Source organism: Gardnerella sp. KA00127 (genome assembly GCF_049244125.1).
Classification (GTDB): Bacteria; Actinomycetota; Actinomycetes; order Actinomycetales; family Bifidobacteriaceae; genus Bifidobacterium; species Bifidobacterium swidsinskii.
In genome coordinates this window covers 1,418,622-1,442,740 of the sequence record NZ_CP058377.1, presented here as the reverse complement: position 1 = coordinate 1,442,740, position 24,119 = coordinate 1,418,622, and the positions used below count along the sequence as shown (strand labels likewise).

Annotated in this window: 20 protein-coding genes, 2 tRNA genes and 1 riboswitch; of the genes, 18 read left to right on the top strand and 4 right to left on the bottom strand. The window is 43.7% G+C overall.

Going from position 1 to position 24,119, the window contains the following annotated elements:
* Positions 1-19: 19 nt before the first annotated feature.
* Positions 20-1,657, bottom strand: coding sequence for a cysteine--tRNA ligase (cysS, locus tag HXT48_RS05830; protein ID WP_102155784.1), 1,638 nt, complete (start codon positions 1,655-1,657; stop codon positions 20-22).
* Positions 1,658-2,128: 471 nt separating this feature from the next.
* On the opposite strand from cysS, the gene HXT48_RS05825 reads away from it, so the two are divergent.
* The 6 genes from HXT48_RS05825 (at position 2,129) to rpmF (ending at position 6,709) form a co-directional block, all read left to right on the top strand.
* Entirely contained in the window at positions 2,129-3,466 is a 1,338-nt protein-coding gene (locus tag HXT48_RS05825; RefSeq protein WP_004110271.1) for a nicotinate phosphoribosyltransferase, read from the top strand.
* A gap of 234 nt (positions 3,467-3,700) precedes the next feature.
* Entirely contained in the window at positions 3,701-4,030 is a 330-nt protein-coding gene (locus HXT48_RS05820; protein WP_004110275.1) for a DUF3039 domain-containing protein, read from the top strand.
* Between the two features lie 126 nt (positions 4,031-4,156).
* Entirely contained in the window at positions 4,157-4,705 is a 549-nt protein-coding gene (gene coaD, locus HXT48_RS05815; protein WP_012913867.1) for a pantetheine-phosphate adenylyltransferase, read from the top strand.
* Between the two features lie 15 nt (positions 4,706-4,720).
* Complete coding sequence (locus tag HXT48_RS05810; RefSeq protein ID WP_102155420.1) at positions 4,721-5,758, top strand: hypothetical protein; 1,038 nt, start codon at positions 4,721-4,723, stop codon at positions 5,756-5,758.
* A 2-nt stretch (positions 5,759-5,760) separates the two neighbouring features.
* Positions 5,761-6,390 carry a YceD family protein gene (locus tag HXT48_RS05805; protein ID WP_012913869.1) on the top strand — a complete coding sequence of 210 codons (630 nt, stop codon included), beginning with the start codon at positions 5,761-5,763 and terminating at the stop codon, positions 6,388-6,390.
* Positions 6,391-6,514: 124 nt separating this feature from the next.
* The gene (gene rpmF, locus HXT48_RS05800) at positions 6,515-6,709 is read left to right on the top strand and encodes a 50S ribosomal protein L32 (protein WP_004574042.1); all 195 of its coding nucleotides are present in this window, start codon (positions 6,515-6,517) and stop codon (positions 6,707-6,709) included.
* Positions 6,710-6,758: 49 nt separating this feature from the next.
* Here rpmF and rnc read toward each other — a convergent pair whose 3' ends face one another.
* The gene (gene rnc, locus HXT48_RS05795) at positions 6,759-7,598 is read right to left on the bottom strand and encodes a ribonuclease III (RefSeq protein ID WP_102155418.1); all 840 of its coding nucleotides are present in this window, start codon (positions 7,596-7,598) and stop codon (positions 6,759-6,761) included.
* Positions 7,599-7,725: 127 nt separating this feature from the next.
* On the opposite strand from rnc, the gene HXT48_RS05790 reads away from it, so the two are divergent.
* The 3 genes from HXT48_RS05790 to HXT48_RS05780 all read left to right on the top strand — a co-directional run bounded on the left by HXT48_RS05790 (position 7,726) and on the right by HXT48_RS05780 (position 11,377).
* A complete protein-coding gene (locus HXT48_RS05790; RefSeq protein WP_102155416.1) occupies positions 7,726-9,840 on the top strand; it encodes an ABC-F family ATP-binding cassette domain-containing protein in 2,115 nt (704 codons plus the stop codon).
* Positions 9,841-9,906: 66 nt separating this feature from the next.
* Entirely contained in the window at positions 9,907-10,668 is a 762-nt protein-coding gene (gene rph / locus HXT48_RS05785) for a ribonuclease PH (RefSeq protein WP_012913873.1), read from the top strand.
* Between the two features lie 22 nt (positions 10,669-10,690).
* Positions 10,691-11,377, top strand: a complete 687-nt coding sequence (locus HXT48_RS05780) for a non-canonical purine NTP pyrophosphatase (protein ID WP_012913874.1) — start codon at positions 10,691-10,693, stop codon at positions 11,375-11,377.
* Positions 11,378-11,390: 13 nt separating this feature from the next.
* On the opposite strand, the gene HXT48_RS05775 is transcribed toward HXT48_RS05780, so the two are convergent.
* Positions 11,391-11,471 (bottom strand) — tRNA-Leu (locus tag HXT48_RS05775).
* Between the two features lie 70 nt (positions 11,472-11,541).
* A tRNA-Thr gene (locus tag HXT48_RS05770) sits at positions 11,542-11,614 on the bottom strand.
* Between the two features lie 353 nt (positions 11,615-11,967).
* Between HXT48_RS05770 and pgi the strand changes: the two genes are divergently transcribed.
* The 9 genes from pgi to HXT48_RS05725 all read left to right on the top strand — a co-directional run bounded on the left by pgi (position 11,968) and on the right by HXT48_RS05725 (position 24,071).
* Positions 11,968-13,662: a glucose-6-phosphate isomerase gene (gene pgi, locus HXT48_RS05765; protein ID WP_248893131.1), complete on the top strand. Its 1,695-nt coding sequence runs from the start codon at positions 11,968-11,970 to the stop codon at positions 13,660-13,662.
* A 171-nt stretch (positions 13,663-13,833) separates the two neighbouring features.
* Positions 13,834-13,994, top strand: a riboswitch (M-box (ykoK) riboswitch).
* Between the two features lie 104 nt (positions 13,995-14,098).
* Entirely contained in the window at positions 14,099-14,245 is a 147-nt protein-coding gene (locus HXT48_RS05760; RefSeq protein WP_004110294.1) for a hypothetical protein, read from the top strand.
* 259 nt (positions 14,246-14,504) lie between these two features.
* Positions 14,505-16,253: an ABC transporter permease gene (locus HXT48_RS05755; protein ID WP_004110296.1), complete on the top strand. Its 1,749-nt coding sequence runs from the start codon at positions 14,505-14,507 to the stop codon at positions 16,251-16,253.
* An 80-nt stretch (positions 16,254-16,333) separates the two neighbouring features.
* Positions 16,334-17,848 carry a nitrate/sulfonate/bicarbonate ABC transporter ATP-binding protein gene (locus HXT48_RS05750; protein WP_041160550.1) on the top strand — a complete coding sequence of 505 codons (1,515 nt, stop codon included), beginning with the start codon at positions 16,334-16,336 and terminating at the stop codon, positions 17,846-17,848.
* A 247-nt stretch (positions 17,849-18,095) separates the two neighbouring features.
* Positions 18,096-18,461, top strand: coding sequence for a 50S ribosomal protein L19 (rplS, locus tag HXT48_RS05745; RefSeq protein ID WP_004105329.1), 366 nt, complete (start codon positions 18,096-18,098; stop codon positions 18,459-18,461).
* A gap of 29 nt (positions 18,462-18,490) precedes the next feature.
* Positions 18,491-19,279 carry a signal peptidase I gene (lepB, locus tag HXT48_RS05740; RefSeq protein WP_004110299.1) on the top strand — a complete coding sequence of 263 codons (789 nt, stop codon included), beginning with the start codon at positions 18,491-18,493 and terminating at the stop codon, positions 19,277-19,279.
* Positions 19,280-19,385: 106 nt separating this feature from the next.
* Positions 19,386-20,129 (top strand): ribonuclease HII, encoded by a 744-nt coding sequence (locus HXT48_RS05735; protein WP_004110301.1) that lies wholly within the window; start codon positions 19,386-19,388, stop codon positions 20,127-20,129.
* Between the two features lie 13 nt (positions 20,130-20,142).
* Complete coding sequence (locus HXT48_RS05730) at positions 20,143-21,246, top strand: LacI family DNA-binding transcriptional regulator (protein WP_012913876.1); 1,104 nt, start codon at positions 20,143-20,145, stop codon at positions 21,244-21,246.
* Positions 21,247-21,515: 269 nt separating this feature from the next.
* Positions 21,516-24,071 (top strand): hypothetical protein, encoded by a 2,556-nt coding sequence (locus tag HXT48_RS05725; RefSeq protein ID WP_012913877.1) that lies wholly within the window; start codon positions 21,516-21,518, stop codon positions 24,069-24,071.
* Positions 24,072-24,119: the final 48 nt, after the last annotated feature.

Sequence of the window (24,119 nt, the reverse complement as noted above, 5' to 3'; positions counted from 1 at the left end):
GCTTTTGCGTTACTTTCGTTTATTGCAAATGCCAAGATGATCCTTGCGAAGTATCGACAATTACAATTCCTGCGTTATTTAACGCGTCGCGAATAGCATCTGCAGTAGCAAAATCCTTTGCTTTTCTAGCATCTGCTCTAGCTTTAAGTTGCAAAGTAATTAAAGAGTCCAAAGCTGAGTGTTCTTTGTTTTCCTTGCCGTTTGAGCCTTCTGCAGGCGATTGATTATCGTTCGAAGCCCACGTTTGTGCGTAAGGATCCAAGCCCAAAGTATCTAACATAGCTCGCACTTGCAAAACAGCGAGATATATGAGCTTTTGTACGCTTTCGCTTTGTGCTTGTGAAGAATCTTTGCTGCAGTCGTCAATAAGAGTATTTCCTTGACGAATTGTAGTAAATATTTCTGCGATTGCGCCAGAAACGTTAATGTCATCGTTCATAGCGCGAGTGAAATCTTCCGGAAGCTCGTCTGCGTTAACAGAGCGCACTTCTTCGCAAGTTGGCTTCTTGTCAAGCAATCTGTCAGCTCTCTCGAGGAAGTTCATAATGCGATCATAAGCCGATTTTGACTCCACCAAAGCTTGGTCAGACCACTCCAACATTGCGCGATATTGCACTGCTCCCAAAGCATATCGCACAACCCAAGCCGAATTATTTGCCAAAACTACTGGTACGGAAAGACCATTTCCCAACGATTTTGACATTTTTTCACCTTTGGCGGTAACCCATGCTGAATGCATCCACACATTGGCGCTTTCCCATCCAGCAGCACGCGTTTGTGCCATTTCGTTTTCGTGGTGAGGGAAACGCAAATCCAGGCCGCCTCCGTGAATATCGAAATCATTTCCAAGATAACGATGACTCATAGCAGAGCATTCAATATGCCAACCAGGGCGTCCCTCGCCAAAAGGAGTTTTCCAGCGCGCATCCGGCTGATCGAAATCGCAAGGTGCTTTCCAAAGTGCGAAATCCCTAGGATCGTGTTTGTCTGGTGAAGCATCTGCAGGATCTGTTGGATTGTAAATATCGTTTTCGGCAGCGTCTACGCTTGGACCTTTCGCGTCTGCGATAGCTGCGGCTTCATCTGCGCAAGTTTCATTTTGGTTCTGATTTTGGTGCGTTAATTCGCCGTAATGCTCCCAACTTGGCACGTCAAAATAGACATTTCCAGTAGGATTTCCGTCATTGTCTTTAATAACATATGCGTGACCGCGTTCGATTAAGCGTTCAATCAGCTCAACCATGTCTGTAATATGACCTGTTGCGCGTGGCTCAACTGTTGGCGCAAGCACTCCTAAAGTATTGTAGGATTTTGTAAATTCGCGCTCGTAAATATATGCTCGTTCCCACCAATTTTGCCCTGATTCGTTGGCTTTTTTCATAATTTTGTCGTCAATATCTGTGACGTTTCTAACAAACGTGACTTTGTATCCTAAACGCAGCATCCAGCGACGGATTATATCGAATGCGATCGCTGCGCGAATATGACCAATATGCGGAGAACTTTGCACTGTTGCGCCGCACACGTACATGCCTACTTGACCATGCTTTTTAGGTACGAAAGTGTTCGTTGAATGTGAAGCCGTGTTGTATAAGTGCAGGTTTTCTGCGGCTTTAGTAACTTTTGCAGTCTCTTCGTTCAAACTCTTATTAAGCATAATTGCTATTATAAATGCTTCTTTATACTGCGATTTGGCATTGCTTTGTCTATTACTCCAAACGTGCGCAACTTTTCTCGCGTTGGCGCGACGGCCTGCTTGAGCGTAGCACAGCGCGCGCGAAAGCAACTCGGAGCGGAAACTCGCTTAGGTTGGAAGTCCAGTGGACTTCCAACGCGAGTTTCGTAAGCGAGCGCTTATAGTGCGAGCTTGTGGTTTGGCACTCCAAATGTGGGGAACTTATCTCGCATTTGGAGCGTTATCCGTTGCGCAGTGCTCAGGTATATCGTCGCGCTCGCTGTTTCCCACACAGCCCAAGTATCAGCCAAGTAACAAGCTCAGTAGATAGAGCTAATATGATTCCAGTGTTACGTTGCGAATACTTATTAACTACTCGCGCGAATACGCCACTCCCAAAGAATTGGTAATTAGTAACTAGTTTTTATTTTGTTCGTTACTGAAAGGAATATCATGGCTGAGATTTCATCTGCTCTTATGACGGACATGTATGAATACACTATGCTCGACGCTGCTCTTAAAGACGGCACTGCAAATCGCAAGTGCGTTTTTGAAATTTTTACGCGCCACTTGCCTCAAGGTCGTCGTTACGGAGTCGTTGCCGGCATGGGTCGCATTTTGGAAGAGCTGCAAAAATTCCATCTTTCGGAAGATGATTTGCGTTTCTTAAGTGATCGTAAAATTGTTAGCGCAGAAACCATTGAATGGCTGGAAAATTTCCGATTCCACGGTAAAATTTCCGGTTATCGCGAAGGTGAGATGTTCTTCCCTAACTCGCCAATTTTGCAAGTAGAAGGCACTTTTGGTGAGTGCACTTTGCTTGAAACTGTGCTTCTTTCTGTGCTTAATTATGATTGCGCGGTTGCGTCTGCCGCAGCACGTATGGTTTCTGCCTCCGCAGGTCGTCCTTGCATGGATATGGGCGGCCGTCGCACAAACGAATATTCTGCAGTTGCTGCATCTCGCGCAGCGGTTATTGGCGGTTTTAAGGGAACCGCAAACTTGCTTGCTGCAAAACTTTACGGATTGAAGGCAATCGGAACCGCAGCTCACTGCTTTACTCTTGTTCACGACACTGAGCGTGACGCTTTCACTTCTCAAATTGCCGCTCTTGGCAAAGGCACTACGCTTCTTGTTGACACTTATAATATTGAGGAAGCTGTAAAGACAGCTGTGGAAGTTGCAGGCCCTGATCTTGGTGGAATTCGTATTGATTCTGGAGATTTGTGCGCTTTGGCTCGTCGCGTAAGAAATCAGCTCGACGAGTTGGGTGCTAAAAACACAAAGATTACAGTTACTAATGATTTGGACGAGTATGCTCTTGCTTCCTTACAAAATGCGCCTGTGGATTCTTACGGCATCGGCACAATGCTTGTAACCGGCTCCGGTGCTCCAACTTGCGCAATGGTTTATAAGCTTACTGAGCGCGAGGGAGCAGATGGTGTAATGCAACCTGTTGCTAAGCGTTCTAAGAATAAAGCGACTGTGCCTGGACGTAAGTTGGCGTATCGTTCATACGATTACAGCAACGATTCTTGCGGTGTAGCTGATTGCGAACGCGTGATTTCTGGTTCGGAAGTTGCGCTCGCTCAGTTTAAGCCTAAGGATTCGTGGGAAAATCTGCTAGTTGATTACATGGTCGACGGTGAAGCTGACGAACAGTTTATGGGTCACGATGCGATTATGCGCGCACAGGATTATTGCGCTTCTGCTTTGAAGCGACTGCCTTTGGCTGCGCAAAGTTTGATGCGCGGAGACCCTGCAATACCAACAGAAATTCAAGTACTGTAAAAGTACTATAAATTAATCTTTTTAAAACTAAACTTTACTAAATAACTAAATAAGATTCGCAAATAATTTTCGCGAATAATTCGTAAATAATTCATGCGTAAAGACTAACGTTTCTGACAGCTTTTTTGAGCGTTTGTTGCGATAATGCTTTATGCTTGATTTTGCTAATAAAATTCAATTAAATTTTAGTGCGCTACGAAATTCGTTACACAATGCGTTACGAAAGGATGCGATATGTTTTCATCTTTAGAAGCAGATAATGCGTTAGATGCTGTTATGGAATCTGGTTCGCAATCCGCAGATCCAGATTCTGGTTCCGGCACAAGCACTTCTGTTCTAGAACGTCCAGAAGTTGACGAAGATGCTCGTCTAGATGATGGTGGTAATGCAGATCGTTTTGCGCACTATGTGTCAAAAGACAGAATTGAAGAGTCGCGCTTAACTGGTCGACCAGTGGTAGCTTTATGCGGTAAAGTGTGGATTCCTCGACACGAAGCAAATGACTACCCAGTTTGCCCTGAATGCAAGCGCATATACGAGGAATTAGGAAAGTTTAATTTTTAAGTAATTATGCTGCGTATTTAAGTAGTTTATATTGCGTATTAGCGTTACTTCTATCTTTAACGATAAAAGTAACGCTATTTTTTAATATATTTTTGTTCTGAGCGCAATGGGTGATAATCTAAAAGCATGACTATAGCTGTGTGCCCCGGCTCGTATGATCCAGTCACTGCCGGCCATTTAGACGTAATACAACGTTGTACGCATCTATTTGATGAAGTACATGTGCTAGTTGCGGTAAATGCCGCAAAGACTCCGTTATTTTCTGAATCTGAGCGCGTAAAAATTATTCAAGAAGCAATAAATAATTTGCCGCAATCTCAAAATAGCTTCAATCGCGATTGCAAAATAGTAGTAACTTCAACAGCTGGTTTGATTACTGACTACTGTACAAAAGTTGGTGCTACAGTAATCGTAAAAGGCTTACGTCAAAACGGTGATTATGAGGCAGAACTTGGAATGGCACTAGTGAACCGCAAATTAGCAGGTATCGAAACGCTTTTCCTACCTGCTGATCCTGTGCTTGAGCATGTTTCAAGCTCTGTGGTTAAAGATGTTGCTCGTCATGGGGGAAATGTTACTGGCATGGTTCCAGATAACGTAATACCCTTATTAAAAAAGCTTTTTAGTGAGCAATCATTAGGCGTAGATAATAATTCATCTATGCTGAACAATTGAACAGGAGAGTAGAAGATGACAAATAAAAATGAACTTACTGACGTGACTTCTGGATTATCTAGTGAAGGAGACGACACGATGGAGCGTGAAGTGCAAGTTGATCGCAATCAAAAGCTTCCATTACATCCGGTTCTCGCAGATGAAGAAGATGCTCAAGACGGCGTTGTAAATACAACACATTCCGACGTGCGAAGTGCGCGTGAAGGCGACCTATTAGTTGATGCAGATGCTGACAATACAGAAACGTCATCTGTTGCGGCAGTTGGAAGTGTTTCTGCTGCGGAAGATGTGCAGGATAATGGTGCTGATGGTGCAAATAAGAACAAGAAAAATAGCAAAGCAGCTTCTTCGCCAGCATCATTTTCTCCTTTCCCTCTTCCAGATTTACGAGAGCGAGAAGATGGTGGCGTTATCGACTTTGAGGAAAATGAATCTGAAACTTCAAAAGTAGCTGCAGAAACAATAAGCGATGAAGCGCGTTCAAAGAGCCGCGCTGAATTTACTACAGTTTACGACATTATTGACGCAATGGAAGCAACTCTTTCGGAAGCCAAGAATGTTTTGTTTGCTGCAGGAATGGTAAAAATTGATCGCGATGAGTTCGTTGACCAGTTAGCGCGTTTGAAAGATATGCTTCCTGTGCAATTGGAGCGAGCTTCTGCGTTAATGCGAGAAGCAGAGCGACGTTTGCGTACAGCGCAAGCACAAGCAAGCTCTATTGTTTCTTCAGCGCAATCTCAATCTGCAGAAATAATTGAAGAAGCGCAAGAGCGTGCTCAATTTTTAGCAGGTCAAGAAAACGTAACGGCTTTAGCAAAACAGAAAGCTCGCGATATTCTCGCTACTGCGCAAGCAAAATCAGACAAGCTTACGCAAGGTGCGGATCAGTATTGCGCGACTGTTATGGAAGGCTTAAAGCAGCAGCTAGATAAATTAGAACAAGATGTGCAAGCGGGTCAGCGAGTGTTGGAAGATCGTCGTCGAGCTGCAGCGCACGTACAAAATGACATTAGCTCATCATTGTATGACGATGATGAAGAGGAAAGGAATTAGTAATGGCTTCGCATCCATCCCAATCACCATGGGCTGTTCCAGTAGCGCAAATGGCTGCGCGCGCTGGTAGTAGCATGTCGTTGCATCGCGTATTTCCGGCGCCGGAAGGTATTGGAGATTACGTTATTGGCGTAAAGCCAGACAGTGATGTTATGGTTGATGGCGATTTTGATGCTGTGGCTGACGGCTTAATGTTTCAGGGCAGTATTACTGCTCCGGTGCATGCAGAATGTACTCGATGCTTGATGCCGCTTCGTCGCGATTGGAAAGTGGATGTGTGCGTATTCTTTCCATATGCTGACTCGCGTTCTAATCGTTCGGATAATCGCAATACTCGTGGCGATGCGGATGAAGCTGAATCGCAAATTTGGGATGAAAATGACGAGTCGGGCAATGTGTATCCGCTAGTTGCGGGTGGTGATTTTGCGGATATTGAGGCTCTTATTCGCGACACGATGGTAAGTGAGCTGCCGTTGCAACCGTTGTGCGAGCCGGATTGTCGCGGACTTTGCTCTCAGTGTGGCGAAAACTTAAACGAGCATCCAGATCATCATCATGACGTTACGGATATTCGTTTTGCTGCTTTAGAGGATTTGAAAGCTCAGCTTGAGCAGAATGAAAAGCGGCATTAATTTTAGTGAGTTGTAAAGTTTCTGTCGCACTAAAGAGAAATTAGGTTGCGCAATTTGTACGGCGCTTGCTGTAATATACAGAACGCTTAAGCTCAATCGATTGAACGAAATAGAGGAAAGAATTATGGCACTGCCTAAGTATAAGACCTCGCGTGCTAATACGCATTCGCGTCGCGCTAATTGGAAGGCGTCTGCCGTGCAGACTGTGACTTGCCCGAACTGCGGTTCTCAGGCATTCCCACACATGGCTTGCCCATCTTGCGGAACCTTCCGTGGTCGTGTTTATCGTGAAGCTATTCGCTCCGAGCACACCAAGTAGGTTTTATTAATAGAAACCCTGCCATCGACGGGTGGCAGGGTTTTTCTTTTTATTTACGCGCGTCGAGTGCGTGCCAAGCGATTTCGGCGGCTGCGAGTTGCGCTTTTCGTTTGCTAGAGCCACTTCCGACTCCCAACACTTCGTCGCCATCCTTATGTGCCAAAACCGCGCGAGCTTCAAATACTGGAGCGTATTCTGGCCCAGAAACAGCCATTCGATACTCTGGATCTTCCAAACCCATATCGTGAGCTTTGACAGTAAGCGAAGTCTTCCAATCGAGAGCTGGTCCTTCAGTTAGCACTTCCGCCAAAGTGTCGTCAATCAAACGATGCACAACTCTGCGAGCTTCATCAATTCCATGTTCAACAAAAGTTGCACCAATAAGTGCTTCAACAATATCGCACAAAATTGAATCTTTATTATTTCCGCCCTGCTCCATTTCTCCGCGACCGAGAAGAATATACGCGCCAACATGCAGCTTTTCGCGCGCAACAGCAGAAAGCGCCCATTCAGACACAGCTTTCGCTCGCATCTTCGCAAGCTGACCTTCAGTCATGTCTGGGTGTGCAGAAAACAGCGTTTCTGTAGAAACTAACTCAAGCACAGCATCGCCCAAAAACTCAAGTCGCTCATAATTTCGTGTGCCAGGATGCTCGTGCGAGAACGAGCGGTGGGTGAGTGCTTCTACCAAAAGATCCGGCGAAATAGTTGTGCCTAAAGCGTTTAAAAGTTCCTGTGTTGGGTCTCCAGGACGTGTTTCACCGCCATCTAATCTCAAAACTCCATCTTCGTTGTGTTGCACATGCGAGTTGTTTTGATTATTTTGATTGTGTTTGCTCTGCATATTCTGTTGATTCTGTTGATTCTGTTGATTGTTCTGAGTTTTCATAGCACGTATTATTATAGTCCTACTACCAACACAAGCGCTTTTAAGCTTCGCGTTCGCATTTGCGATCGCATTTTTCCATATTCCTTCTATATCCTTTCGTATAAGTGTTCAGCTATATTTGTGGATTATGCCTACGTATGATTTGGGATTAGAACGAGTTTCGCTAGAATTTGCTACAAAAACGATTTTTAAAGACGTTACTATTGGAGTTTTTGAAGGTGACAGAATCGGTATTGTTGGAAAAAATGGCGACGGAAAGTCAACGCTACTTCGACTACTTGCCGGTAAAATGCAGCCTGATTCTGGTCGCGTTACGAAGCGCGGAGGGCTTACTTTTGGCATGTTGGACCAGCGCGATCCATTGGACGATAACGCAACTGTGCGCGAGGCTGCTCTTGAAAATCGCGAAGATTACGAGTGGGCTGCAGATCAGTGTTCGCGCGAAATTGTAGAAGCGCTTCTTGGCGGCATAAATTTGGAAGCGAAAGTTGGAACGCTTTCTGGAGGTCAGCGCAGGCGCGCAGATTTAGCAAGATTATTGTTGCACGACTGGGATATTTTGGCTTTGGATGAGCCTACGAATCATTTGGACGTTGTGACGATTCATTGGCTTGCAGAGCATCTTCTTCACCGTTGGCAGGACGGTCAAGGTGCGCTTTTGATTGTGACGCACGACCGCTGGTTCTTGGACGAGGTTTGCACTTCGATGTGGGAAGTGCACGACGGCGTAATTGATCCTTTCGAGGGTGGTTACAGCGCTTATATGATGCAACGTGTGGAGCGCGAACGCCAAGCGGATGTGCGCGAAGAGCGTCGCAGGAATTTGGCGAGAAAAGAGTTAGCTTGGCTTTCCAGGGGTGCTCGTGCGCGTTCTACTAAGCAAAAGTTCCACGTAAAGCAAGCGCGCGAGCTTATTGCAGATGTGCCGCCGCTAAGAGACACTCTTGAATTGAAGAAAATGGCAACTTCGCGTCTTGGTAAGCAAGTTGTTGATTTAATTGACGTTACGCAAATTTTCGATAACGCTCAGCAGTTAAAAAATATCGATCCGGATATTGCAGAAAACGCATCTTTAGGTGAAGATAATGCAGAAAAATCAAATAAAGTCGATATCGTAGAATCTGCTTTTGCGCAACCAACTCACGTGGGAAGCGTTACTATTGCCGTTGACGAAAATCAAGAAAATTCTCTTGAAAATTCTGCGGAAAATACTTCGGAAAATACTGCTACGAGCGTAGAAAACATTGCAGAAACTTCAGCTGCATCGCGCAAAACTATTACTGGACGCATGATTTTAGACGATGCAACTTGGCTTATAGGTCCAGGCGATCGTTTTGGAATTGTGGGTGTGAATGGAGCAGGAAAATCAACATTATTAAACATTATTGACGGATCTCTAAAGCCTACGCTTGGACACGTAAATATTGGCAAGACTGTAAAATTTGCCGTGCTTTCGCAGCGGCTAGAAGAGCTTGAAAAGCTTGGAAAATATAAAGTAAAAGAAGTTTTAAGTCGCTATAAGCCTAGCTATATTATTGATGGCAAAGAAGTGACCCCAGGTCAGCTTATGGAAAGGCTTGGTTTTAAGCCCGAGCAGCTTATGACACCAATTGCGGATCTTTCGGGCGGTCAAAAGCGACGTATGCAGCTGCTGCTGATTTTGCTAAACGAACCAAACGTGCTGATTATGGATGAGCCTGGAAACGATCTCGATACTGACATGCTTGCAGTTATGGAAGATTTGCTCGATACTTGGCCTGGCACTTTGATTGTTGTTTCGCACGATCGCTACTTGCTTGAGCGCGTAACAGATCAGCAATTTGCGCTTATTGACGGCAAAATTCGTCACCTTCCAGGCGGTGTAGATGAGTATTTGCAAATTGTAGAAAAGCTGCAACGCGATCACGAAAATAGTAGTGGTACTACTGGTACTGTTGGCGCTTCAAGTACTGCGAATGCTTCGAGTGCTGCAAATTCTACAACTAAAGAAAGTTCAGAAAGTACAGTAATTGAGCCCAAACTTACCGGCAAAGCCTATCACGATGCTGCAAGGCGAGTTTCAGCAATCGAGCGAAAACTTACAAAGCTTGAAGAAGAAAAGTCGCAAATTGAAGCGCAAATGGCTGCGCATAACCCAAGTGACTTTGTTGGACTTCAATCTCTTAACGAAGATCTCCAAAAAAACGAGCAAGAAGCAAGTGCTCTTGAGGATGAGTGGATGGAGCTTTCTGAGCAGCTTTAGTACAAAATTGCTGCGTGCTAAGAAGATGAAATAGAAGATAACAGCCACGTGCTAAATTTGTGAGGTATGACTCAAATCAAGGATATGTTGGAATCTGTAAAACCAATTCGCGTTGACGGTCGTGATGTTGACGAGCTCCGACCTGTGCACATAACACGTAAATTTACTGATGTTCCTGAAGGCTCTGTGCTTATTGAGTGTGGCAATACGCGCGTAATGTGTACCGCAACTTTTACGGTTGGTGTGCCTCGTTGGCGTAGAGATTCCGGTTTGGGTTGGGTAACTGCCGAATATTCTATGCTTCCTAGAGCAACAGCTGAGCGAACTGATCGCGAATCTGTGCGTGGAAAAATTGGTGGTCGCACTCACGAAATTAGTCGTCTTATTGGTCGCTGCTTGCGCGGTGTAGTCGATATGAAAGCGATGGGTGAGTGCCAGATTCAAATTGATTGCGACGTGTTGCAAGCGGATGGTGGAACTCGTACTGCTTCCGTAACTGGAGCTTATGTAGCTTTGGTAGATGCGCTTCATTGGGCAGAAAAGAATGGTCATATTCGCTCTGCTGCAAATGTTATTAAGGATTCTATTTCCGCTGTCTCTGTAGGCGTTATTAACGGCACTCCTATGCTGGATTTGCCTTATGTTGAGGACAGTCAAGCTATGACAGATATGAATGTAGCTATGACAGGTTCCGGTACTTTCATTGAAATTCAGGGCACTGCAGAACATCGTCCATTTAATCGCGACGAATTAAATACGTTACTTGATTTGGCAACTAAAGGTAATCGCGAATTGCAAGCTGCTCAAAAAGCCGCTTTAGCAAAATAGAAGAGATTGAAGGAGAACGGGCGTGAAGCTTATTGTGGCAACACATAATGAGGGAAAACTCGTTGAAATCAAGCAAATTTTAGAGGAGCAATTGTCGAAACTTGCAGACAGTTTCGAGTTAGTAACTGCAGGTTCTCTTGGCTTGCCTGATCCTGTGGAAACTGGCGTGACTTTTGAACAGAATGCTTTGCTCAAAGCGCGTGATGTTGCTGCAAGAACAGGTTATCCCGCTATTGCAGACGATTCGGGTCTTATCGTTGATGTGCTTGGTGCTGCCCCTGGTATTCTTTCTGCTAGGTGGAGTGGTGTGCATGGAGATGATAAAGCTAATAATGAGCTTCTTTTGCGCCAACTTTCTGATATCCCAGATCAATGTCGTACTGCTCGTTTTCGTTGTGCTGCAGCTCTTGCTATTCCGGATGGGTGCAGTGAGGTTCCTGAAGGCAGTGTTATGTCGCATTCTCACGGCTTTGAGACTGTTCGAGTCGGAGAAATGGTTGGTCACTTGTTGCGCGAGGCGCACGGAATTAATGGTTTCGGCTATGATCCGCTATTTGTGCCAGATTTTCAGCCTATTCGCGATGGTGTGCAAATGAAAGGTTTGACTAGTGCAGAGCTGACTCAAGAAGAAAAGAATGCTATTTCGCACAGAGGTAATGCTTTGCGCGCACTTTTGCCGGAGTTGCAGGCATTATTTATTACTGAATAAGCGAAAAATTTCGTGCGCGAGATGGGACTTGAACCCACACGTCGTAAGACACAGGAACCTAAATCCTGCGCGTCTACCATTCCGCCACTCGCGCATAGACTCATATAAACAATCGAGCGAATAAAAACAAATCAAAAGTATTAATACACTCGAGTGAGTCAGAGAGCCACTTGACAGAATCGAACTGTCGACCTTCTCATTACGAGGGAGACGCTCTACCGACTGAGCTAAAGTGGCATGTTGCCCGAGACGCATTCGCGACTCGCGCACAAATCAAACACTATATATCATATTTTTGAATTTGTCCAATTTGGCGCGTCGTGCAATAGATAATGTTCCAAATGTGAGATAATTTCCTCGCGTTTGGAGTGATAAACCACAGATAACCCTCCAAATGCAGGGTAGGTTGCGCGCGTTTGGGGCACTGCACATCCTCAAACTACAAATTTTTATGTGTAAATTATCAGTGTGATTGTGTTCATTTTTGTGTTAAGCTTCGCGTGTTTCTGTCTGCTTTTGTGAGTATCTTGTGAATTGGACTATAGTGACGGTTGCTGTCACGTCAGTTGAAGAAATGAAAGGACCTTACAATGGCCATCAATCCGCCAGTTGACGCCGTAAAAACCCCAGAGTGGGCTGCATTGCAGAAGCATTACGACGAGTTGCAATCAGAAGGCGTTTGCCTGAAGAAGTGGTTTGCCGAGGACGCAAATCGCGTGGATAAGTTGAGCTTCGAAGCTGGAGATCTCCACTTCGATCTTTCTAAGAATTTAATTAAGCCTGAAACTCTTAAGCTTTTCGCAAACCTTGCAAAGGCAGTCAAGCTTGACGAGCGCACTAAGGCAATGTACACCGGCGTGCACATTAACAATACTGAAGATCGTGCAGTTTTGCACACTGCTTTGCGTCGTCCTGCAGAGGATGCTGGCAAGTTCATTGTTGACGGTCAAGATACCGTTGCAGACGTGCGTGAAGTGTTGGGTCGCATTTACGATTTTGCTAACGAAGTTCGTTCTGGCGCTTGGAAGGGCGTTACCGGCAAGAACATCAAGACTGTTGTAAACATTGGTATTGGCGGTTCCGATTTGGGTCCAGTCATGGTTTACGAAGCCTTGAAGCCATACGCTGACGCCGGCATCAGCGCTCGCTACGTTTCTAACATTGATCCAAACGATATGGCAGAAAAGACCAAGGATTTGGATCCAGAAACCACTTTGTTCATCATTGTTTCCAAGACCTTCACCACTTTGGAGACTTTGACCAATGCTCGTACCGCTCGCACTTGGTTGCTGAACAAGCTTCAGGAGTGCGGTGCTATTGACGGAAGCGACGCAAAGAAGGCTGAAGCTGTTGCTAAGCACTTCGTGGCTGTTTCCACCAACCTTGAGAAGGTTGAAGAGTTCGGCATCAACCCAACCAACGCTTTTGGCTTCTGGAGCTGGGTTGGCGGCCGCTACTCTGTGGATTCCGCTGTCGGCACTTCTTTGGCTGTTGTCCTCGGTCCAGAGCGTTTCGAAGAGTTCTTGAAGGGCTTCCACGCAATCGATACCTACTTCGCTGAGACTCCATTCGAGAAGAACGTTGTTGTGCTTCTTGGTATGCTCAACGTTTGGTACCGCAATTTCTACAAGGTTGCTTCTCACGCTGTGCTTCCATACGATCAGTACTTGCACCGCTTCCCAGCTTATTTGCAGCAGCTCACCATGGAATCTAACGGTAAGTCTGTGCGCTGGGACGGCACTCCTGTAACAAGCGAAACCGGCGAAATCTTCTGGGGCGAGCCAGGCACCAACGGTCAGCACGCTTTCTACCAGTTGATTCACCAGGGCACTCAGCTTATTCCAGCTGATTTCATTGCTTTCGTGAACACGCCAAATCCTACTAAGGATGGCGATCAGGATGTGCACGAGCTCTTCTTGGGCAACTATCTTGCACAGACTAAGGCTCTTGCTTTCGGCAAGACTGCTGATGAAGTTCGCGCTGAAGGCACTCCAGAGGAGATTGTGCCAGCTCGCGTGTTCAAGGGCAACCGTCCAACCACGTCCATTTTCGGCGATGCTTTGACTCCATTTAGCTTGGGTGAGTTGATTGCTCTCTACGAGCACATCACCTTCGTTGAAGGTACCGTGTGGGGCTTGGATTCCTACGATCAGTGGGGTGTGGAGCTTGGAAAGCAGCTTGCAAAGCAGATTACTCCTGCAATTTCTCAGGATGATGAAGCTTTGGCAGCTCAGGATGCTTCTACGCAGAGCTTGATTCGCTTCTATCGCGCTCATCGCAAGTAAGATAGTAGTCATATAGGCAATCGTTTTTAGTGATTGTTGGTTTATAAGTCTCTTGGCGTTAATTCGTCAAGAGACTTTTTGTTTAGCATCTGTCGCTGAGTTTTATAGGTCTCAAGTGCATTGCAATGTGTTTTGCTGCATATTGACACAACTGCAACAATAATTTATAATGAGCACGGTCGGTAGGTAAGGCTACCACGGGGATAAGGGTTGCTGCCGCAACACAGTGGAGACACTGCACGCTGGTTAACAGTCGTTGTCGAATTTAAGGCTTCGACTAATGCAACGCCACCGCCCTGCGAAGCTGAAGCTTGAACGACGTGGCACGCTTAACATGCATTTGTGTGTTTTGGTGCGTCTCTGTTCTCTTGTAAACCTCCGATTCAATGATGAAGATTTGCGCCGGCAGCGCACTAACTTAAGGAGGTGATTTGCCGTGAAACATGACAGTAAAAGCCATAATTCTAGTACTCGTACTGATGAAGGCTCCGACACTATTGGCAGTAGTAGTTCGGATGTTCCTCCTGAATATATGAAGCCGGCAATCATCGAATTTAGGTTGCAAAACTTGCGAAATATATAACTTACGAATACAACTTGCGAAATATAATTTACGAAGTTAAAACGTGAGTTCTAGTTATTTGCGCCTGTAACGTAATCAATGGTGATACGGCTACGCAAGAATTTACACAAGAAAAGTTACGCAGATCTTTACGCAAGAATTTACGAAAATCTAAATAGAAATCCGCATAGAAATCTCAATAGATATCTGCGTAATAAATGAATAGAAATAAAAAATACACGAAGGTGAACCCACTTATTGCCTATTCGAGGACTTTATTATGACCGTATTTACAACTTCGCGCAAAGAAAGCGCAGGTGTGCAAGTCGACGAGAACACTCGTTTCTGGTCGGATATTATTGTGTGCGTTGGCATTATTGCCGTTTTTGGCGTAACTGCCTTCCTTATTCAGCGCATAAATCAGCCGATTGGTCCAAGTGGCATACCATCTAAGGTATCCACGGACTTAATCAATCTGCCTTACTACACTTTGCGCTCAGTATTTCGCATGCTGATCGCATTAGTTGCATCTCTTATATTTACTATTGTTTATGGCTCTCTTGCAGCTCGCAGTCGTAGGCTTGGCAAGGTGCTTATTCCTCTTCTAGATATTTTGCAATCAGTTCCAATTCTTGGCTTCCTTTCGGCAACTGTCACTATTTGGTTGGTAATTTTTCCTGGATCAATGCTTGGTGTTGAAGCCGCTTCGATTTTTGCTATTTTTACGAGTCAAGCATGGAATATGACTTTTTCGTTCCACCGTTCGCTGCTCAGCGAGCCAAAGGAACTGGATGAGGCAGTTCGTAGTTTGCAACTCACGCATTGGCAACGTTTCTGGGTGCTAGACATGCCTAACGCAATGATTCCGCTGCTTTGGAATTGCATGATGTCTGTTGGAGGCGGATGGTTCTTCCTTACAGCTTCGGAAATGATTTCCGTAAATAATCACACTTACGCTCTTCCTGGCATCGGTAGTTTTGTGGCACAAGCTGCTGCCGAAAATAAGCTTGGTCTTATTTGGTGGGCTATTGTGTCGATGGTGATTGTTGTTTTGGCACTTGACTTCTTCTTGTGGAAACCGCTTACAGCTTGGGCTGAGCGTTTCCGCATTACGCAAAGCGCATCTGATAATGAGCGTCACAGTGCTATTTTGACTCTTATTCGTCACTCTCATGCAGATGAAGTTATTAGTAAGCTGTTTTTGCCAATTCGCGAGTGGCTTGAAAAAGTAACGCGCCCATTCGGTCGCACAGGCTCCAAGTGGCCTCATAAGGCTGCTCAGCATAAGCTTGGTGATTGGGTATTCAACGTTATTATGCTAATTATTGTGGCTGCTGGCGCCGCCCATATGCTTTACTTTGTGTATACAACTGCAGGTTTGCATGAGTTCATTACTGCAGGCATGCTTGGTGGCATCACTTTTATGCGCGTTGCTGCGTTGATTTTAATAAGCTCGCTTATTTGGGTTCCTGTTGGTGTTGTAATCGGCATGAATCCTAAGATTTCGCGTATTATGCAGCCTATAGTGCAAATTCTTGCTAGCTTCCCAGCAAACTTCATCTTCCCGTTTGCTATGGCTTGGTTTATGTCTTGGCATATTGATCTTGGTTGGGGAAGTATTATTTTGATGGCTCTTGGTACGCAATGGTACATTCTGTTCAATGTTATTGCAGGTGCTAGTGCTATTCCGGATGATTTGCGTGAAATGACGCGCAGCTTCCGCTTGGATCGTACTTTGCGATGGAAGACGCTTATTTTGCCGTCTATTTTCGGTTCATGGTGCACTGGCGGTATTACAGCTGCAGGCGGTGCTTGGAATGCTTCGATTGTGTCTGAGATTGTGGAATATGGAAAGAACCACATGGAAACTCAGGGTTTGGGTGCATATATTACTAATGCAACTACTTTAGGAGATTCTGCGCGCACTTTAGTTGGCGTAACTGTTATGAGCTTGATTGTTGTTTTAAGCAACCGATTATTCTGGTCGCCAATGCAACGTATTTCCGAAAAACGTTACGTATTGAATTAGATCGACTAACAAATCGACTAATAAATTTACTAATAAATCGCTTAAAATAACAAAATTTTATGGAAAAGATTGGCAAAATTATGAATACTTTAAAGAGCAATGCAAAAAAAGTGCAATCCTCAATTACAAGCGATATTATCGACGCAAAGCACATCAGTCAAAGCTTCACTTCTGACAGTGGCACTACTCAGCACGTTTTGCACGATATTTCTTTCACTCTTCGCGAGGGTGAAATCGTGGCAATATTGGGACGTTCTGGTGCTGGAAAATCAACTTTTCTACGCACAATGGCTGGTCTTGTGCAGCCAACAGAAGGCACAGTAACATATCGCGGACGCGAGCTGACAGGCCCAAACCCAGGAGTTGCAATCGTATTTCAAACCTTCGCTCTTATGCCGTGGCTTACAGTACAAGACAATGTGGAACTTGGCTTGCGTGCTAGAGGTGTTAGTAAAGAAAAGCGTACTGAGCTTGCTTTAGCTGCAATTGATGCAATCGGTTTGGATGGCTTTGAAACAGCGTATCCTAAGGAACTTTCCGGCGGTATGCGTCAGCGAGTTGGTATTGCGCGCGCGTTGGTGCTGAGACCAGATGCATTGTTTATGGACGAGCCGTTCTCTGCTCTCGATGTGCTTACTGCTGAAAACTTGCGTCAGGAAGTTCTTAAGTTGTGGTCTAGCGAGGAGCGAGATATTAAGTCTGTGCTTATTGTGACGCACAATATTGAAGAAGCTGTGCAAATGGCTGATCGCGTTGTGGTTCTTGGATCTCATCCAGGTCACTTAATTGCTGATGTGAATGTTGATTTGCCTCGTCCTCGAGATAAGCACAGTGCTGAATTTGAAGCGATGGTTGATAATTTGTATGCTATTTTGACTGGTTCTGCTCCAGAAAGCACTGCAGAGCAAGACGCTTCCGAAGATGCTGATTCTCAAGATCAAGCAAATAATGCAACTAATGAAGATGCTGAAGATAACGAAGCTGCAGCAATTGCAGATATGCTTATTCAGCGCCACCATGACGATGAAGATGAAGATAAGCAAAGTGAGGATGAAGCTGAAGCAGGTGAGACAAAGGCAGAGCCTGTGGCTGTTCGTTTGCTTCCAAACGCTACACCAGGTGGTATGGCTGGTTTGCTTGACGTGATTTCTGAAAGCCCAGATGGTATTGATTTGGCTGATTTGGCAGCTGATTTGTCGTTTGAGATTGATGATTTGTTCCCACTTGTTGATGCTGGCACGATGCTTAATTTGCTTACTGCAGAAAATGGTCATATTACTATCACTTCTGAGGGTGAAGAGTGGCATAATGCCGATATTTTGCACAGTAAGCAAGTTTTTGCTCGTCTTGCGATTGAACATGCGTCTCTTGTGCACGCAATTGATCAAGCTTTGAGTAGGAATCGTAACGGAAAGCTTCGTGGCGAGCTGATTTTGGATTTGTTGCGCAGTAAGCACACGGATGCTTTGGCGCGTCAACAGTTTGATATTGCAATTAGCTGGGGTCGTTACGGCGAGTTGTTTGATTATGACGCTGATGATGACGAGTTGACTCGTACAGTTGAAACTGCTCCTCTCGATGGAGTTGTGCGCTGAAATAGTGCGGAATAGTGCGGAATTATGCTCAATAATGTCCATTATTGAGCATAAATTTGGTACTTGTATGCTTTCGATAAAGGGATGCCGCATAGTTCTTTTATCTTTTAGGTCTAGTCGCTTCTTATTTAAGATTGCGCGGATCGGAAGCCCCCTAAAAAGCGAACTTTTTGGGGAAAGATTTGCGTAGCACATTTGTTGCTAACGCTTACTATGCGTCGATATGCGGCGGCGATGGAGGAATATTATGGTAAATGCTGTAGAAGCATTTGATGCTAAGCATCTTAAGGCTGCTGAAGAAATTCCAGCTTTCCGTCCTGGCGATACCGTTGACGTCAACGTTAAGATTCAGGAAGGCAACAACACTCGTATTCAGACTTTCACCGGCGTTGTGATTGCTCGTAAGGGTGCTGGCGTGCGTGAAACTTTCGTTGTTCGTAAGGTGAGCTTCGGCACTGGTGTTGAGCGTCGTTTCCCACTTCATTCTCCAGCTATCGATTCGATTAAGCTGGTTCGTAGCGGTCGCGTTCGTCGCGCTAAGCTGTACTACTTGCGCGCTTTGCGTGGTAAGGCTGCTCGTATTGCTGAGCGTCGCGATAACTCTGCTAAGTAAAATTAGAACTTATGTGAAGGGTATTTGTTATGACTGATGACACGCAAATTAGCGATACTCATATCGTTTCAGTAGCGGGTCATGGTATAGATCCTTCACCGGTTCCGCCAGAGCCGGAAGGAGATTTACCTTCCGGCTCTCGCATGTTTAAGCGCAAAAATAGAAAAGGTAAGCATTTTGCACATTCTAAGCGTGCTAAAAATGACCGCCTAACTTTGCGCGATGCTATAACATGGTTCGGTATTCCAGTATTAGTAGTGATACTTATTCGTGTGTTCCTATTTGGAGCTTACACAATTCCTTCTGGCTCTATGCTAGATACTATTCATATTGGCGATTATGTTATTACGACTAAGCTAACTCCGCGCTTATTCCCATTAAAGCGTGGAGATATTGTTGTTTTTGAGGATCCTGCACATTGGTTGAGTGGTGAAAATTCTTCCGGTGTTGTTGGCAAGGATTTAATTAAGCGTCTTATTGGTTTGCCTGGGGATACTGTTGAGTGTAAAGGCGCTGGGCAGCCTATTGTTGTAAACGGTGTTCCAATACGAGAATCTTCCTATATTCGTCCTGGTGTTGACCCGAGTGCTTTTCCGTTTAAAGTAAAAGTTAAAGCTGGTCACGTGTTTGTTTTGGGCGATAATCGTTCTAATTCTGCGGATTCACGATATCATCGCAATGATGGCGATGATGGCTTAGTTCCGATTTCCAAAATCGAGGGCGTTGCTGTGTTTAGATCGTGGCCGCTTGATCGAATTGGTCTTTTAGACGAACACCATGATGATTTTAAAGATGTGCCTGATCGTCCTGCAAAATAAAAGTATTAACGCAATGTTGTTAACGCAATGTTGTTAACGCAATGTTATTAACACAATCGTATTAGAGCAATTGTATTAGCAAAACTTATACAAACTAATTTTAATTATGTCAAATAAATCATCCAATATACCGCTTGTTCCATCATTTAAATATGAGCAAGATCTGCTTTGCGAAGGCTATGATTGGGTTATTGGTCTTGATGAAGTAGGAAGAGGCTCTCTTGCAGGTCCTGTGATGGTAGGAGCTGCAGTTATTGGAATTAAACAAGTAAAAGAAAACTATATGCCTGAAGGCTTAGCTGATTCTAAATTGCTGAGTGAAAAGCGTCGAGAAGAGCTTTATGAACCGTTGCAAAAATGGTGTACAACTTGGGCAGTCGGGTCTTGCACTAACACAGAAATTGATGAGTGGGGTATTAGCTATGCTCTTGGTGTTGCTGCATTAAAAGCAATTTCTAAAGTTGAGGAAGATATTAAAAAGCTAAGTTTTAGCGTAAATGCGAATACGCGTGAGAATACGCGTGAGAATTCAAACTTTCGTATTGCAGCAATATTGGATGGACCTTGCGATTATATTGACAAAGTCGCAAATACTTTTGACGCTCCTTACATTCCTGAGCCTGTAAAAGTCCATACTTTAGTAAAAGCAGACAGACAGTGTGCGAGCGTAGCTGCAGCTGCAGTTTTGGCAAAAGTTACTAGGGATAATCTTATGGTATCTCTTGCTAAAAATCCGAAATATGCAGCCTACGATTGGGCAAGTAATAAGGGTTACGGCTCTTTAGCTCATCGCAATGCCATTAAAAAAGTAGGACCTAGCGATTTGCATAGATTGTCTTGGCATTTATAAGCGAGGGGTATATATGGCAGAAAATGAAGCAAAACGCGTGTCAATGATCGATGTTGCGCATGCTGCTGGCGTAAGTCATCAAACTGTTTCTCGCGTTATTAATAATTCTCCTGATGTTTCTGCTAACACGCGAATTAAAGTTCTGCGAGTTATTGAGCAACTTGGGTATTATCCAAGTAATTCAGCGCGCGCATTAGCGACTAAGAGGTCGCGTACTTTAGGGCTTATCGTTGGTGCAGAAAATAGAACATCTCGAAACATTATTGCTCCTATAGAAGCGCAAGCAAAATCTCGTGGTCTTTTTCTTTCTATTAGCATGGTCAACGAAACGTTATGTGAACAAAGTGATATTCAAGATTTATGCGAGAGTTTTGAAGAGCAAAATGTCGACGGATTAATAATTGACGCTCCAACAGACGCAATATTTACGTCACTGTGTCGTACGCGTATTCTTAAGCCGTGCGTATGTGTTACTGCTACTCATGGTGCAATAAGCGCGCATGAAGGCATGAATATGTTGCGTTCTCATAGCAACGTTGAGTATTCAATGATTGGGATTAATCAATCTCGCGCAATGAACGATATTGTGTCACTTATTGCGCATTATGGACATCGAAATGCCATTTATATAGCAGGTCCTTCACAATGGAGAGGTGCTGCAACGCGACTCATTGCATGGCGTTCACTTTCAACTGCTCAAGGTATTCATTCGCATATTGTGCAATGTACTTCGTGGAAGTCTTCTGAAAGTTACGCGCGAATGAATCATATGATTGAGAAATTTGGTATAGATGGCATTGCATTGCCGACTGTTATTGTTGCTTCAAGCGATGAGCAGGCAGTAGGAGTTGTGCGTTCCTTGTATGAGCACGGTTTGAAAATTCCGAGTGATATTAGTGTTGTTGGTTTCGGCGATATTCCGGCAATAAGTGATTTTTTCCCACCTCTTACAACTGTGAGTCTCGATATGCAGCAATTAGGGTCGTTGGCAGTGCGTGAAGCTTTGAGATTAATGAATCATGGGCCTGAACCAGCATTCCCAGATATGTCTCATGGAGTTGGACAAATACCTGCTAGCTTAAAATTGCGTTCTTCTATTGGTGCAGTATTGAGATAATTTTGCGATCGTGAAAAATTGTATTAAAAAATTATTGAGAATAGAATTAAAAATGGTATTTTTAATTATTTTTTTGATTATTTAAATATTGCGTGAAACAGTTGTGAAACAACTTTATTTTCTTAATGCTAATATCTGGCAAAATGGCTTAAAATCAGCATAATTACGCGGCTGTCGGCGTGTTGATGGTGTGTGTGAAGCGTAATCTTAACATCTGTTGGGAGTGTGTGGTTTTTGAATAAATATGGAATAAAGAAAAGGATCAGGAGATGATAAATCGCTGCTTTGCGTTCGTGCCAGGAATTAAGCATCTAGTTGTTTTAAGGTCGGCGTGTCTTGCGATTTCTTATCTTGTAAACATAGCTTTTGTCTACGTTTGCGTTGGGATGTTGTCTCCAGTATTAAGACCTGTTCGTTCTACTGGAACTTCTTTAATGAGTTCTGTTGAATTTACGTCTTACATTATTGTTTTAACTGCTATTATTTTGCTGAAATATGCAGTTTTTTACTGGTCGTGTACTGTTTGTGCAGAAATTGAGTCGCGAATAGCTATGCGTTTGCGCCCTAAAATGTTGCGCGCAATGTTATCTCTACGCTCTGTAGATATTGAAGATTCTCATGACATTACTTCTTTGCGCGTAAATGAAGATATTTTTGCAATACAAAGTTTTGTTGCTTCTTTAGTTCCACAAATTATTGCATCTATTCCTGTTCCTGTAGTCGTTTCTGCAGCACTATTTACAGTTAACCCTGCTATAGCTGGGATTTGCGCATTAGCTGCATTGTTTAATGTTGCTTCTCTTATATTCTCGTTGGCACTAAGCCCAGTATCGTGGCGTTGTGTAAGTGCATTATTTGCCTATGTTATTGCTGGACTCGCAATTGTTGCAACTGTTTGGTTATCTTCCGTTAAAGGTGTAGGTCTTGCTGCAGCTCTGTTAACAATGCCTTTGTTAATGTTAAGCGTCCAGCCACTGAGAATTGTTGGTAAGAATATGCATGTAGTTAAACATGCTGTTCATGGTTTGAATCATGTTGAAGCATTGTTGCAAATGGTTACTGATTCTCCTGCTCCAATAGCATTTAGTGACGATGGTTCAACATTATCTTTGCCTGATGGCTCAACCAATATTGCTTTGCGTATGCGATGCAATATTTCGGGAAATAATGCGAATACTAATGAAGCTCAGCGTTTATCGATAATTGCAAAATCTGGTGAATTGCAAGTTATTCCAAGTAAATATCATCATGTTATGCGTGAGAAAATACTTTCTGGAACAGGTTTTAATAAATCTGCTGACATATTGCTTTCTTATAGCGACCGTTATGATATTCATGAAGACGACGTTTCTCCATTTGTAGTTTCTGAAGTATTTGACGCAAACGATAGTGCATCTTACTTGTCGTTGAACGATGCAAGTTCTGCAGCTTTAGCAGATATTGTTACTATAGTTAGCGAGCGAAGTCATCTATTTTCCACAACATTGCGAGAAAACTTACTTTTGGCTGCTCCAACAGCTACGACTACTGCGATGTGGGATGCATTGCGAGCTGTGCGAATAGATGGTGTTGTTTATGCCGATTACGACGGTCTAGATATGCCAATAGATAGACTTTTTAATAATCCTGAAGCATCCTATAATTCTGAAGATTTAAAGCGTCGCGTTATTCTTGCTAGAGCAATTTTAAGACACACTAAAGTGTACGTTTTTGATTATTCCCAATGTGATATTAGCAATCATGAGGCTGAAGAAATTGTTAAAATATTGCGTCGCATAGCGCGTTATGCAAATGTAATAGTATTAATGCCAAATGATGATGGCATTAGCTCAACGGACGAAATAGCAACTGTAGAATCGTATCGTCATGTTGCTAATGATAGTTCTAAAAATATTACGCAACTAAATCAATTAAACGAATCTCAAAACTCGCAAAACTCGCATAATGTTGAGCAAGCTCAGCAAGATTCTAATAAAAACAAGCATATTTCTTCTATTGCAAGTATTGCTTACACTTATGAAGTGAGAACAATCTCAAAGTTCAAACGTGCTATTTTTGCTTTTATATCAATGTTTAGTACTGCTCTCAATCTTGTTTCTGCAGTATGTATTCCTGTTGCTATTGTTTCAGCAATGTTTGCTGTTGCAGGACGTCCAATATTTGGTTTTGTAATGCAACAGTGCGTGCTTGTTGCTGTTGCTTGTATGGCAGTTCGTGCATTAACTCTTGTTACAACATTTGCAGGTGTAGATATGCATCACGAACATTGGCATAAAGCTCATATCAGCATGAATGTTGGAATGATATTTGCAGTTGTACCTCTTATGGTTGTTTTGTACTATTTCGATGCGAATTTGTCTTATGTAGCTATTGTTTCGTGCGTGTTTATTATGTTTATTGTTCCTCGATACTTACTTATACGCTTCAAGCATATTGCAAATAAAGTGCGCATTGAACAGCATGAAGTTGAGAATGAAGTAAGTGATATTGAGCTTGGTATCGATGAAGTACTTGCATTTAGGCAAGGTGAGCATTGCGTTAATCGAATGGTTACTTCAATGCATAAAGTTTCTCAACAAAGAATGCGTCTGGCTCGTAAAAGTGGAGGCATGTCGGCACTTGTTCTTGCTATATCGTTAATTAGCATTTCTGTAGCCGCACTAGTAGTTTCTCACACCATTCATCCGGTGCCAGCTAATATTCCAGCATGGAGTACGGTTTATGCTGTTATGGCAATGGTTTTGCTGGTAATTATGATTCAGCAAGTTGTAGATGTTGTTTTACAAAGAATACCGTCTGTTATGAGAGTTAAGAGCAGTAACTAACTTTAATTTAAAAAATATTGAATATGCATAAGTTGAGTTGGGGGACTG